Genomic DNA, 14,235 nt, shown 5'->3' with positions numbered 1-14,235 from the left:
GTCATCCTTCCAGGCCGCCCTCCCGGGGCAAGCCAGATCAGATGTCACCTAACCGTGCACCAGTCCCTTGCGGTCGCGGGGCACCTCGATGGGCACCTGCCCGCACGCGTCGGTCAGGACCCGTTTCGTGCGCGTGCCGTTGCGTGAATTGCCGGTGTTGCGGCCGGCCACGTCATGTTTGTCATAGCCAAGATGTTCGGTCATCTCTTCATCGAGCGCGGCTTCGAGCACGCTCTTGGTCAGCGCTTTGAGCAGCCCGTCAGGACCGGTCAGAGCCACTCCCTGAGCGCGTGAGCTACGTACCAGATCGCTCACCAAAGCCTGCTCGGCCTTCGAGAGCTCACGCACCGCATCCGCGGTGGTGACATCGTGTTCCTGACCGGTCTGAACCGGCCCTGCCACCGGGGCATCCACGCCCCCGATTGTGTCGGTCATCGTCGTGATTCCTCCTGCCCCACGCCGGGGGCGATCAAAACCACTTACACCGAATCAGCGACAGTCCCCAACGCCGCGACGGGCCCTCCTGCGAGTTCTACCAGCGTCAACGACGCGAGGGGCGCTCGCACGTGGGTCGGGTGTGGTGCCGCGGCCGACCGTCGAGCGGGTGTCAGTCGATGAGGTGGGCGCGATGGCTGGATGACTGGCGGGGCCGGTCAGATCTCGGCACGTGCGTGCGTACTAGCGGGACGCTGGATGCGTGTCGGTTCGGGTACTCGGCCACCAGCTTGCTCTGCCGACAAGTGTGGCGATGGTCGGCACGACGATGGTGCGGACGATGAAGGTGTCGAGCAGCAGGCCGATGCCGATGATGAGTCCGACCTGGGTCATGATCGAGATGGATCCGGCCATGAGTCCGAACATGCTGGCAGCGAAGATGAGGCCGGCCGAGGTGATGACTGATCCGGTGTTGGTGACGGTTCTCAGGACGCCGATGCGGATGTTGTTTTGGGATTCTTCGCGTAGGCGAGAGATGAGAAGCATGTTGTAGTCGGCGCCGACCGCGACGAGGACTATGAAGGCCAGTAGTGGTACGGGCCAGGCGATGTCGGTTTTGAGGATGTGTTGAAAGATCAGGACGCCGATACCCAGTGCCGCGGTGTAGTTGAGTATGACGGTGCCCAGAAGGTATAGCGGCGCGATGAGTGCTCGGAGTAGGAGTATCAGGATCAGGCCGACGATGGTGAGGGTGGCCAACGCTAGGAGTCGGAAGTCTTCGGTGAGTAGACGTTGCAGATCGGCGTTGATGGCGGGGAACCCGGCTGTCGCGATGTTGGAGTCCTGCAGGGTTGTGTTCGGTCTGGCGGCGAGTGCGACATCGGTGATTGTGTCGGCCAGTTGCATGGCCTCGGTGCTGTAGGGGTCGAAGCTGGTTTGTATTGCGTAGCGCACGGTATGGCCGTCGGGCGAGACGAACTGGCGAGCGACGTCGACGAAACGGCGGTCTGCGTTGGCCTGAGGTGGGAGGTAGAAGCCGGTTGCTGAGTTTGTTCCGGCGGTCTCGCGGGCGGAGGTTTGTAGTTGTGTGGCTAGCGCGGCCATCCCGGCGAGTTGTTGAAGGTTGCTGTCGATCAGCGCGGATACACCGGCGGCGAGTTGGCGTGATCCCGCCGCGAGTTGACTGATACCTGTTTGCAGTTGGGTGAGCTTGCCGGGAAGGTCTTGGCTGCTGATGCTTCCCAGCGTGGAGCCCAGTGAGTTGACGGTGGAAGTGAGTTGGTCGGTGACTGTTGAGATCGGTGTATCCAGCTGCGCGAGTTGTGTTGACAGCGTGGCGATCTGGTCGAGGGTCCCGTTGCTCAGTAGGGCGTCGAGATTGCGGGTCTGCGCGCGCAGAGCTGCGCACTGCGGGACTTGGGTGCACCAGGGCGCATTATCGAGGATGGGCAGGATCGAGGTCACTGTTGCCAGGGCTGCAGATGTTTGGCGGGTGAGCGCGGCCAGCTGTGGGGCATTCTGAGAAGCGCGATCGAGCGCTGGTGCAGATGCGGCGAGTTGGCGTAGTAGTGGCTGGTACTGCTGAATTTGCTGCCCGGCTGTGCTTGCCTGATCGAGGATGCCGGCCAGGGGGGCCAAGTTGGTGCGTACCTGGGTGTCGAGCTGAGTAAGCCCGTCGGCGAGTTGGAATGCGCCTGTACGGAGCTGTTCGAGGTCACCGCGGCGGTTCTGGCCATCGTCGACCGCACCCGCCAGCCGGTTCCCGATCTGGCCGTTCTGCCAGGACAGCTCGGCTTGCTCGAGCTTGTCCCCGGTGGGACGGGTAACGCCGATGACTCGAGTCACTCCGGGGATCTGGGATACACGTGAGGCCATTTGCTCAAGATCGGCCAGCCCGCTGGCAGTACGGAGATCGATCGGTGCATCTACGACGAGGAACTCGGTGATAGTGACGTCTTGAGGGAAATGACGGTCGAGCAACGCGTAGCCTTCGTTGCTGTCGGTTGTCGCGGGTTGCCCCTCACGATCGTCGAAGGTGATCTGGATGCCCGTCGCGAAGACGCTAAGCACGATTAGCCCGACCAGGGTTAGTGCCAGCAGCGGCACAGGACGCCGCACGACGAGCACGGCGACGCGATTCCAGTACTTTCGGGTCAGATCTCGCCTGGGTGCGCCCCAGCCGAATCGTGCCGCCCACAGCAACACCGGTGGTAGCAGGGTGACCGTGGCGAGGAATCCGATGAGGATGGCGATCGCGCATGCCGGACCCAAGGTGGAGAACACGCTCAGCTGACCAAAGACCATCGCCAAAAAGGCCAGCGCCACCGTGGCAGCTGAAGCCAGGATGACCCGTCCGATAGTTGCTGTCGCGTCCACGAGCGCAACCTCGGTGGTGGCGTCCTGGCGTAGCCGTTCGTGATAGCGACTGATGAAGAAGACTGAGTAGTCGACCCCGGCTCCGAGCAGGATGACGGTCATGAACGCGACGGTGAACTGCGATACCGGCATACCGAGTTCGCCGAGTGCGGACAAGATGCCACGGCCCACGCCGAGGCTGACACCGATCACCAACAACGGCACCAGCGCGGTGAACAGCGATCGGTAAACGATCAACAGAATGATCGCGATAAGCGCCACCGTCGCCAGAGTGATCACGACTAAATCGCTTTCAGCACTGACGATCTGGTCACTGAAAGTGGCTGTCGGCCCGGTGACATGGACAGTGGTGCCCGTACCGTCAAACACGCGCTGCGCGGTTTGGCGCACGGTCTCCACAGCATGCGTGGCCGTTGGCCCTCCCAATGTTCCGGTGACCCCGACAGGCAGGTACCAGGCTTGCCCGTCCTCACTCAAGGCTTGGCCGGCCGTCGTCGGATCGGAAAGCAAATCCCGCACTGACTGCACATCGTCGAAATTTTCGCGCAGCTGCAGAACGAGCATGTCGTAGCGTTCCCGCGCCACGTCGGTGAACCCGTTCGGGTTCTCCATGGTCACGAAAACAGTGGTCTTGGCGCCCTTCTCACCGAACGCACCACCCATCTGATCGAGTGCTTGAAACGATGGAACCCCAGCAGGGATCGGATCAACAGACTGCTGCCGCACCACCGTCTCCAGCTGGGGAAACAGAATCGCCAAGACGATACCCACAGCCACCCACGCCCCGATGACGAGGAATCTGTGCGCCAAGGTGAACCGTGCCAACCGCCCCAATGTCGTGCTGTACTCGCTGCGTTCCGCCAACCGGCGCGCCGCCAAGCGCCCACCACTTGGACGTTGGACCACCATATGCAGCACCTCACCCTCGACCCAGCCCGTCTACGAAACCGACGGTATCGTTACGGTACTAGCAGTACCGTAGATGGGGAAGGAGGTCAGGAGGTTTGGTGTCGCCGGTGGGCCATGAGGAAATCGTCGACAAGCTGTTCGAGATCGCCAACGGTCATCGACCGAATGCCCGTGAGCTTGGCAAAGATCAGCGGGCCCGCGAGCTGGGTGACAGCCATGGTCAAATCGAAGTTGTCGAGCTCAGCCGTGGCCACGTCACTCGTCAAAACTCGATCGAATGGTTCTCGATACTGCTCGACGACTCGACGACGCAGTGGCGCGAGCGCGTTCTGATCCCCGTCGGATTGCCCGGATTGCCGGGGCTGCTCGGGAAGCATTGCCAACCATGCCAGCGTCGTCAACTGCAGCGGTGCATGCTCAATAAGCTCAGCCTGCCGCTGCATCAGCTTCAGCAGGTCATCACGGATCGACGTCGTCGTCTCGGGGGTCTCGGCCTGAGGCAACAATCGCTCGAAGGCAGCCGCCACCAGATCTGTGGAGCTCTCGAAGTGACGATACAAGGTGGTGCGAGCAACACGAGACAGTCGAGTGACCGCCTCCACGGTAACGGCTTCGACCCCGCCACTGTTCAGCAAGGTCACCGCAGCATCCAACAAACGCTGACGCGACCGAACCCGCCTCGGGTCAACATCGTCGAAATCGATGGTTTCCACCCTGGCCACTCCCTACGAAACCAAATCAAGAACCTCTGACTGCACACCAATACCGTCGGTAACAGAACGAAACTGCCAGTGGCGGTACCGATGGAAGGCTCGAGGGGGGCCTTATGAGTGCCGCCACGACTGTGGCACTGTCGTCAACAGTACCGTCTGTAGCGCTCCGCTACTAAGATGAGCGGCGACCAAGGATGATCCCCCATGACAGCCAGCAGTCAGGATTGTGAAATGCGCTCCGTTTGTGTGAGCAGTTCTGCCGCGTGCGTGACACAGGGCGGACCACCCGTACGAAGGGGATCAGACGGCGTCGAGGCGAGTGGCGAATCCAGGGTCGCCTAAGGGCCTGTCCCTATGGAATCGAACGCCTACTGTGGCTGCAGCGCCGTCTATGATCCCCCACGAGGTCTGGCACAGGTGCGCGGCAAACATGTCCCTGCTCATTCCATTCTGCCGACCGTGATCGATCCACCACTGGGTCGCTGATAGGCCAGCCCCCAGAATGGAGGCTACTGCTACGGCGACGGGGGACTCCTCGGCATCGACCTCTCGGAGGCCACGAGCGAACTCGTCGGAAATAATCTCCATTGCCGATCTCAGCTGATCTGCGGCCCCACCCTCGCCGGACTCAGAGTACTGGAACATGTGGTTCGTCATGAGGAAACGGACGACCGCTGGATGTTCATCAACCAAGGATACGTATGCGGACACCGCTGAACGGAAAAGTTCGTCGACGGTGCTGTCTGCCTGTCCGGAGAGCAGAGTTGACTGCGCTGACTCCCACATCATAGAACCCAGACGGGCTGCCACGGCGGAGTAGAGCCCAGCCCTGTCACCGAAATGGCGGTAGAGCTTAGGCTTCGACGCACCAGCCTCTTCCGCAAAATCGTCCATGCTCACGGCATCGCCGAACTTTTCGATCGCGCGTATCGCTGCATCGACGAGTTCAGCTTTGACGACGGCGCGGTGGTCGTCCCAGCGCGTGCTTCGAGCGTCGCGCACACGTCGCTGCACTTTCACCGGGGCCGCGGAGATGCGACGGACTACAGACATGAGCTCCTACGTTATCAGGATGGCTGACTTGTCGCGCCAGTGACGCACTAGCCAGTGAACATGGGTTGGGTCGACGAGACCCGCGTCAGGCGGATTTGTCTAATCTGGCCACGGCTGAATTGAAGTCTTCGACGGCCTCTAGGTTGGACATGTGACCGACTTTGTCAAGAAGAGTGAATTCAAATAGAACGCCCTTCCGACCCAGGCGCGCTGCGAGATCCACTGAATGGGTCGCTGGGGTCAGTCTGTCGGCATCACCTACGATGACCGTCGCCGGCACCTCCAGCGAGTCAACCCCCTTACTGACGTCGATTGTCGCCAACACTGAACCCCACATCCCGCGCACCTGTGGTGGGCATCGCAACACGATGTCGGCGCACTCGTCGACTACCTCGGCAGTCGCGCCCGGGCCCAGGGTTCCGTAACGAATCAGGCGGCGAGACAAACGCGTCCCCTGCATCTCGGGTCCGGCGACTGCAAGACTGGCCGCGAAGGCCCGCTCAAGTCTCGGTCGTAGCTGTCGGGGAACCTTGAGCAATGTAGACCGATCCACCAACTGTGATGGCCCGGTGCTTGCCAGTACTACTCCGCGGGCCAGCTCCGAAACCGAGGCGGGGTACTCAGCCGCCCAACTCATGATGGACATGCCTCCCATGCTGTGTCCGACCACGACAGCCTTGTCGGCGGGAGTCGCCACTGCCCGGACTACGGCCTCCATATCATCGGCCAAGAGCTTCGCCGAGAACGGTACCCGGCCCCGGTCGCTCAACCCGTGTCCGCGTTGGTCGTAGACCACCACCCGATGCGTCGCCGCGAACTGCTCGACCTGCGGACGCCAGAAACGTCCCTGACAAGCCCAGCCGTGACTAAAGACTAGGAGCGGAGCATCCCGGCCCGGACCGAATTCCTGAGCGAACAACTTGGTCCCGTCGGAGGAAAGGACCTCGAGGTCACGCGATCCTCGCGACGCACTCGCAAACTCAGAGGTCATCGAAGCTCACCGTGACAGAATCCGTCAGCGGAAGTGCCTGGCATGCGAGCCGTTCACCGTCGGCAACATCACCCTCAACGAGGATGTGGTTCTGGGCCATTTCTACATCACCCTCGACCAGCTTGCATACACACGCGCTGCAGGCTCCTTCTCGGCAGGAGTACGGGGCATTGTGGCCTTGGGCCAGTAGCACGTCGAGCAACGGCGTGTTGCGCGGCCACTCAGTCGTGATGGACTGCCCATTCAGATAGACCGTAGCGGTCGCCACACCGTCGTCGTCACCAAGCTGACGCATCGTGGCTGTATCGAACGGATCCCCGGTCAGTGACTGGAAGACTTCTCGATGTACCGAGGAGTGCTCGACACCGCAGGCCTCCGCCGACTTCTGCACCAGATCCATGAACGGCTCCGGACCACAGGTGAAGATCTGTGCACCGCGGTGCTCACGTATGGCGGACTCGACATTCTGAGGCGTCGGAATACCCATAGCCGACTCCAACCAATGGAAGACGGTGAAACGCTCAGGAAACTCGGAGACGATCTGCGTCAGTTGCCCCCCGTACATGATCGACTCGGCATCGCGGTTCGCGTAGAATAGTGTGACCTCGCCCCCGCCGCACACAAGTGCCGACTTAATCAGCGAAAAGACCGGAGTGATCCCACTTCCTCCTGCGAAGAATAGAAAATCAACGTCGAGATTCTTCGCCGTGAAATGCCCTGACGGCGGGAGGACGGTCAATTCCATTCCCGTAATCGCGTTATCGCACAGCCAGTTCGATGCGTAACCGTTCTCGGTCCGCTTGATGCCGATCTCGAGACGGAAGTCGTCGACGTGAGGCGAGCTGCTCAATGAGTAGCACCGTGCGACATGACCGGTCCGATCAGATGGGATCTTGACGGTGATGAATTGCCCTGGGGTATGCTTGAATTCCTCGACCATGGCGTCGGGGATTTCGAACGAAATGGTAACGGAGTCTTTCGTTTCCTGGATCACTTCCGAGACGGTTAAGGTGCGTGAGCGGGCCGCCGCGGCAGCCGGACGTGAATCGGGTTCGACGGTCACTTGAGGATCCCCTGTCTACGTGCGACCGCGTAACCCGCTCGTGTCAGTGGCGCCGCGATGTCCTGGTAGCGGGGACCGATCACCCGTGCCACGAAGTCGAAACCGCGGGCGTCCGCACCGATCAGCACTCGCGCTCTCTTCTTGTCCATACCTTTGAGGATTGTCGCCGCTGCTTTATCCGGGGTGCTTCGTGCGATCCTGTCGAACAGCGAGGCGACAGTCGCGGTGTCTGCCCCCATGGCGGAAACGCCTCGGGCATTGTTGACGATGTTGGTTTTTACACCCCCCGGGTGCACACATGTCACTGTGACCGGGTATCGACTGATTTTCATCTCCTGTCGGAGCGCCTCGGTGAAGCCTCTGACGCCGAATTTCGCGGCATTATAGGCGCTTTGGCTGGGGATTCCGATCAAGCCGAAGACGCTCGACGTGTTAATGAGATGTCCGTCCCCGGACGCGATCAGGTGAGGCAGAAACGCCTTCGACCCGTTAACGACTCCGCCAAAGTTGATGCCCATGAGCCAGTCGAAGTCTTCCCAGCTCATGTCGACCACGTCGACGCCCAAGGCCACGCCGGCGTTGTTGAACACCATGTCGACGTGGCCCGACTCTGACCGCACTCCGTCGGCATAGTCCTGAAAAGCAGCGCGGTCCGCAACGTCTAGTACGGCGGCGGTTACCGTTGCCCCATGCGTGGTGCGGCAAAGTTCTGCAGTCTCCTTCAAGTGCATCTCATCAATGTCGGACAGTGCCAGTGCGGCACCTCGCTCCGCCAACTGGAGTGCCAGAGACCGACCGATCCCTGACGCGGCACCGGTGATCACTGCCACCTTGCCGGTATAGTCATGCCGATTAGAACTGCTCACCGTCGTCCCACCATCTCTTCGAATCGTGTCTCTCCGTGCGTTCGGGCTCAGGCGATGTCGTACTCGGCGGGCTCGAAATCTTTCGTGGCGCGCCAGTACTGCCATGTGAAGCCCGGCCACACGGTCCGGTTGACGCCCTGCGAGTCGAGATACCAACTCGTGCAGCCGCCGTTGGTCCACACTCCCTTGGCCAGCTTCCGCTGGATGTCGGTGTTGAACTGTTCTTGCACGGACGGGCGTACGTCAACCTTCTCAGCGCCTCGGCTTTCTACTGTGTCGATGGCCTTCATGATGTATTTGATCTGTTGCTCGATCATGAACACCACTGAGTTGTGGCCGAGGCCCGTGTTGGGTCCGAGGAGGAAAAACAGGTTGGGAAAACCCTCGGTCGTGATGCCCAGGTGCGTGTTAATCCCCGTCTGATGCCAGTGGGACGGGAGATCCTCGCCAGTGGCACCTTTCAGGGCGAGCTGATCGAAACCATCAGTCACGTGAAAACCGGTCGCATAAATTATAACGTCCACGAGATGCTCGACACCGTCTGAAGAAATGATGGAATCAGCGGTCACCTTCTCAATCCGATCGCTGATGACAGTGGTGTTAGGTGCCGCAAGCGCCGGGTAATAGTCGTTTGACCCCAGAATCCGCTTACAGCCGATACGATACGACGGGGTCAGTTTCTTGCGCAATGCCGGATCAGAGATGGAGCGTTCAATGTTCCACCGAGCGACCTTTTCAATTGGCCGCATGAGGTTAGAGTGACCGTTGAGGCCGAAGGCCAGGCTCTCCGCACCCCAGTACACCGACCACCTGGCGATACGACGTGCAATCGGGAGTTTACTCAGAAGAGTCCGCAGGGCCGGCGGAACGGAGAAATTCTTGCGGGGTAGGACCCAGGCAGGGGTTCGCTGGAAGACCTTGAGGGACATGGCCTCCTTCTGCACGAAAGGTACAAACTGGATAGCGCTGGCACCAGTGCCGATCACGGCGACACGCTTGCCCTCCAGATCCACCGAATGATCCCACTGTGCGGAGTGAAACGCTTCGCCTTTAAAGTCCTCAATCCCCGAAATTTCGGGAAAATTGGGGATATGCAGCGCACCGACTCCTGACACCACGAACTGAGCAATGTACTCACGTCCGGACTCAGTACGCAGGTGCCACCGCGACTCCGACTCGCTCCAGTATCCAGAAACCAACTTCTGACCGAAATGAATCTTTTGTGTCACGCCACGCTTATCCGCGACATCCTGTAGATACCGCTCAATTTCTGGCTGTGACGACCACACCTTCGACCAGCTACCTCGACTCTCGAATGAGTACGAGTACATCAGCGACGGAACGTCACATGCACAGCCCGGATAGGTATTGTCGCGCCAGGTCCCACCGACGGAGCTTGCCTTCTCCAGAATCAGAAAATCGCTATACCCGCGACGTCTAAGCTGCGCGGCCATCCCGAGACCAGAGAACCCGCTTCCAATAATCAGAATCTTGGTCGAAATCGGGTCGTTGGTTGAATCCGTCTTGGCGGTTGCGCGCGAGGCGCGCCGGGTAGTCGATGATGCCATGTTTATGCTTTCTCCCTCGTAGGTTGGATCGCACAACACATCACCTGCGCACAGTGGCGGCAGGTGATCTGTTGAGGCGGAAGTGATCGCGAAGCCATCGAGAATGCTCCGCACAGGTCTAACTGATGTCGATCACGACGGCTCGGCCGCGTGAACGGAGATCAGCGAAGATCGTCGGGAAGGCTCCGCGTCGCACGCCACATGGCCATTGTGAACTTGCCTTCCAACATTCCCGCCTCATGGAAGAACCGAATCATGGGCTCCGACATAAATTGCAGGTTGGTCCGATAGTTTGGGCTGGTCTGCTGCGCCCACACGCCACGCCAGCGACTAATTCCCACTGCGGGGTACACTTTCGGATTAATGAGCAGCGGGTACGCCAGGTTCGCGATGACGGCAAGCACCCCTCGGTGCCAAGCGCGCGTCGCCTTACGACGACGCTGCATGCCTTCGATCATCTCCAGTCGCGCAAAGGTAATGTGACGGGCTTCCTCAAGGACGTGGATCTTCATGAGCTGGCGAAGCTGAGGCTGCATACTGGGGTCGTTCATCGCCTCGCGCTGGGCGCGGTCCAGGATTTCCTCGATCAACAGCGTAGCTCCAGACACCGACGGCCCGAGAGGGACGAAATGCAGGATCTTCGCGAAGCTCAAGAAGCCCTTAGGAAGCTTGTAGGGGGGCACGCCCGTCTTGTTGATGAGGCGCGCGAACATAGTGGAATGGCGGGACTCATCGCCGATCTCTGTCAACGCGTATAGAGACTTCTGATCGGTTAAAGCCCCCTTCGCCGACATGCGCAGAAGCGCTGAACTCAACAGATTCTCTGCGTAGATGCCGAAACTGAGGATGCTCACGATCTCATGGCGCCCCAACTCGCGACGCTGCTCCTCAGTCATCTTGTCCCACAGCCTGGTGCCGTATAGCGACACTCGATGCTCTGGCAGAAAGCACTTGCCTTCCTCCCAGGGCGACTCCCAGTCGATGTCGATCTCCGCGTCGTAGAACTTCTCCGCGGAAGACCGCAGCAATCGACCCGCAGATCGTTCCATGTCGACGGGCTTACGCCCGTTCACCCGAGCCATGCCCTCCTTCGAAAAGTCGGGGTTCATCTGGACATCCTGCACGGTCATGTCTTCTCCTCGGTCGTTCAAGGCTGGGAGTCGGGGCCTGGCGCCCAGTACCCATTACTCATAGTATCTGGTACTGCTAGTATCCACGAACTGCGATATTTGTCAACGCTCAGTGCGAAGAAGGTAGGACTGCATGTCTGACGACCATGACCTCGACTACTCCGGCGAAGGAACCCTGGTGTGCCGCGGGGCGGAGATCCATGTCGAAGCGAAGATCAAAGGCTATTTCCAGCCGCTGAACGGCCTGTACACCTGGTATGGCCGGATTCAGAAGAATGATGAGCTCGACGGGCTCCTGAAAGGCGCCCGCGCGATCGCTGTATTTACGACCCCCGAGGGCCGAGCGGAGTGTGTCGTCGGGGATCCCGACTTCTGGGGCCGATACCGCATCTCAGGCAAGAGCACTCCGCCATACCACCTGCCCACCACTCTCGAGGAAGTCGAGAACATGGTCGAGCACCACCACAAGTGACAACCATCCACCGCCGCACGGACATTCGCGAAACGGGTCCGCACGATTGGGTCGCCCACTTCAGGTCGAGAGGATATTGCACATGGTGAGTTCGTCTCCCATTCGAACCCGCCCGTCGAGAGGGGGCGAGAAACTCGGCGAGTACAGTCCGACCCTTGAGCGGGTTGCATGGTTTACCCTCCGCCGCAAGGGAATTGTGACGCTGGTCTGGCTCGGCGCCGCCATCGGCTTAGGCCTTCTCTTTCCTCAACTGGAGTCAGTGATACGGGAACAATCTGTGGATCCGATCCCGGCCGGAGTCCCGTCTTTTCAGACCTTGGACCGTATGGGTGCATCTTTCGACGAGCGCGGCGCCAAGACCACAGTATTCGTTGTGATGGAGAACAGTGCAGGCCTGTCCGACAACACCCGCGATCGATATCACGTGCTTGTCGACACCCTGCGGGCGGACGACAGGCACGTCATCGCTGTCCGGGACCTGCTGAGCGATCCCCTCACCGCAAGTCAGGCTCTCAGCAAAGACAAGCAAGCCTGGTATCTGCCCGTGGGAGTGGCCGGCACACTCGGGGGACCCGATACCGCGGAGGCGGTCGCAGCGGTGCGTGAGATCGCTGAGAGTATCTTTCGTGACAGTGGGACGACAGTCCGTGTGACAGGCCCGCCCGCGACCTTTAGCGACCAACTCGCCGTGGGCGAGTCGGATCTGGTCCTGATCACTGTTGCCACCGTGCTGCTGATCGCCGTGATCCTCCTGATCGTCTATCGTTCGGTCTTCACCGCGCTGATGCCGCTGCTTGTCGTGGGCATGAGCTTGGCTGTGGGTCGCGGAGTTCTATCTGGACTGGGCGAGCTGGGCATGCCGGTATCCCAGTTCACGTCAATGTTCATGACCGTCATCATCTTTGGTGCCGGAGTTGACTATTCGGTGTTCCTCATCAGCCGCTATCATGAAGGTATTCGAGCGGGTTACTCTCCTGATGTCGCTATCGCCCACGCGAATGCAACTATCGGCCGCGTGGTTCTAGCGTCGGCGGGCACTGTGGCCCTAGCGTTCCTGGCTATGGCCTTCGCCAAGCTCAGTGTGTTTAACACTTTGGGTCCGGCCTGCGCAATCGCCATAGCTTTCGCATTCTTGGCGACGGTGACATTGCTGCCCCTCGTACTCTCTTTCGCTGCCAAGAAAGGCGCCGGCCTTCCCCGCCGTGACCTGACGCGGGATTACTGGAGAAGAGTCGGAGTCATGGTTATCCGGCGGCCGGTCCCTCTGCTCGCGATCAGTGTGGTCGTGTTGATCGGCCTCGCCATGGTCGCCGCAACAATTCAGATCACCTACGACGATCGCGAGGGGCAGCCACCTGACACAGGGAGCAACGAAGGATACGCGCTTCTCAACCGCCACTTCCCGAAAGACATCATCATCTCAGAATTCTTGGTGGTGGAGTCCGAGAACGACATGCGCACGGCTCAAGGCCTTGCCGACCTCGACCAGCTAGCCTCCCGCGTCGCGCAGATTCCCGGCGTGACCAGGGTCATTGGCGTGACGCGGCCGACCGGTGAGAAGCTAGAGCAGGCGCAATTATCTTGGCAGAATGATCAGATCGGTACCAAGATCACCGAGGAGACCGGTGATGGACAGGCCCGCAAGGGTGATCTGGCCGTCCTGAAGACGGGGTCAGAGCAGCTCGCCGGAGGCCTGGCACTGTTAGAAGACCAGATATCCTCCAACCTCGCTCCGCTGTCGGGGTTGCTCGACGAGGTGTCGTCATTTGGCCCGCAGCTCGACGAGTATCGGCCGCTTGTGAACCAACTGGCGAACGCTGCCCCAAGGCTTAGACAGTTTTCCAAGCAAGCGCCCGAGCTGTCTCAACTCGCACGTCGGGCCCAGTCTGCGGCAGATGCGGTCGCGCCGGCGTTGTCCGCGTTAGACAATCCGTGGTGCCAGCAGATCGCGCAGTGCTCGGCACTGCGCGCGCAAATGGCCGACATCCGGGCACTCGCGGATGATCAGTCGCTTGGGAGGGTGGCTGACTTTGCCGCGCAGCTCGGCCGCGTGAGTGCGCCAGGCTCGACCAACATTGCACAGCTGCAGCGTTCTCTTCAAACGCTGGATTCTGCACTACAAGCCATCGGCGGACAGGACCTCGGGAACAGGCTCTCGCAACTCGAATCCGGCGTCGGCGCACTTGCCGACGGCGCGCGTCAGTTGTCGAACGGAGTCGGTGCTCTGGTGGACAGCAACCTTCAGCTACTCAGTGGACTGGCACAGGTCGCCGCACAGCTTCGGGCTCCCGCACGGGAGGTCGGCGATTCTGACTCGGCAACCGGCTTCTATCTCCCCGCGGATGCGTTCAAGGACCAGCAGTTCAGTCAGGTCGCTCGACAGTTCATCTCGTCCGACGGGAAAACCGTGCGCTATGCGGTACAGACCGCCTACGACCCATACTCTGCCGATGCAATGACGCTGGCGAACGAGCTGTCCAGCGTCGCCGAGAACGCGATGCCGAACACCACTCTGGAGGGCGGACGTGCTTCTGTTGCGGGCTTTCCTGCGATCAATGCCGACGTCCAGCGACTGTTGTCGTACGATTTCAAACGGGACTGCTGCACGATCGGGTGACAGTGTCGGTGTCATGCCGCTGAGGCGGCTGTGTTGATGATC

At 60.4% G+C, this 14,235-nt stretch carries 9 protein-coding genes and 2 pseudogenes; 2 read left to right on the top strand and 9 right to left on the bottom strand.

The features are described from left to right. Nucleotides 1-63: 63 nt before the first annotated feature. From AC4JJG_RS21235 to AC4JJG_RS21195, 9 genes and pseudogenes are all read right to left on the bottom strand, one after another. Nucleotides 64-435: pseudogene (locus AC4JJG_RS21235) on the bottom strand (transposase); the annotation flags it as partial. Between the two features lie 243 nt (nt 436-678). Next, nucleotides 679-3,720 carry an MMPL/RND family transporter gene (locus AC4JJG_RS21230; protein WP_033206569.1) on the bottom strand — a complete coding sequence of 1,014 codons (3,042 nt, stop codon included), beginning with the start codon at nt 3,718-3,720 and terminating at the stop codon, nt 679-681. 86 nt (nt 3,721-3,806) lie between these two features. Beyond that, the gene (locus AC4JJG_RS21225; RefSeq protein ID WP_004021759.1) at nt 3,807-4,433 is read right to left on the bottom strand and encodes a TetR/AcrR family transcriptional regulator; all 627 of its coding nucleotides are present in this window, start codon (nt 4,431-4,433) and stop codon (nt 3,807-3,809) included. Nucleotides 4,434-4,733: 300 nt separating this feature from the next. Continuing rightward, the gene (locus AC4JJG_RS21220; RefSeq protein ID WP_004021760.1) at nt 4,734-5,486 is read right to left on the bottom strand and encodes a TetR/AcrR family transcriptional regulator; all 753 of its coding nucleotides are present in this window, start codon (nt 5,484-5,486) and stop codon (nt 4,734-4,736) included. 85 nt (nt 5,487-5,571) lie between these two features. After that, on the bottom strand, nt 5,572-6,477 hold the full coding sequence (locus AC4JJG_RS21215) for an alpha/beta fold hydrolase (protein WP_004021761.1): 906 nt from the start codon (nt 6,475-6,477) through the stop codon (nt 5,572-5,574). After that, nucleotides 6,467-7,540, bottom strand: a complete 1,074-nt coding sequence (locus AC4JJG_RS21210; protein WP_495405845.1) for a 2Fe-2S iron-sulfur cluster-binding protein — start codon at nt 7,538-7,540, stop codon at nt 6,467-6,469. Before AC4JJG_RS21210 ends, AC4JJG_RS21215 begins: the two co-directional genes overlap by 11 nt. Beyond that, nucleotides 7,537-8,406, bottom strand: coding sequence for an SDR family NAD(P)-dependent oxidoreductase (locus AC4JJG_RS21205; protein WP_004021763.1), 870 nt, complete (start codon nt 8,404-8,406; stop codon nt 7,537-7,539). Before AC4JJG_RS21205 ends, AC4JJG_RS21210 begins: the two co-directional genes overlap by 4 nt. A gap of 47 nt (nt 8,407-8,453) precedes the next feature. Beyond that, nucleotides 8,454-9,974 (bottom strand): flavin-containing monooxygenase, encoded by a 1,521-nt coding sequence (locus AC4JJG_RS21200; RefSeq protein ID WP_004021764.1) that lies wholly within the window; start codon nt 9,972-9,974, stop codon nt 8,454-8,456. Nucleotides 9,975-10,135: 161 nt separating this feature from the next. After that, nucleotides 10,136-11,104, bottom strand: coding sequence for an AurF N-oxygenase family protein (locus tag AC4JJG_RS21195; RefSeq protein WP_004021765.1), 969 nt, complete (start codon nt 11,102-11,104; stop codon nt 10,136-10,138). 133 nt (nt 11,105-11,237) lie between these two features. On the opposite strand from AC4JJG_RS21195, the gene AC4JJG_RS21190 reads away from it, so the two are divergent. After that, nucleotides 11,238-11,576 carry a DUF4873 domain-containing protein gene (locus tag AC4JJG_RS21190; protein ID WP_004021766.1) on the top strand — a complete coding sequence of 113 codons (339 nt, stop codon included), beginning with the start codon at nt 11,238-11,240 and terminating at the stop codon, nt 11,574-11,576. A gap of 82 nt (nt 11,577-11,658) precedes the next feature. Further along, nucleotides 11,659-14,169 (top strand): annotated as a pseudogene (locus AC4JJG_RS21185) (MMPL family transporter); the annotation flags it as partial. Nucleotides 14,170-14,235 lie beyond the last annotated feature (66 nt).

Source organism: Gordonia sp. B8661-1 (genome assembly GCF_059427765.1).
This window is presented reverse-complemented; position numbering and strand designations above follow the sequence as displayed.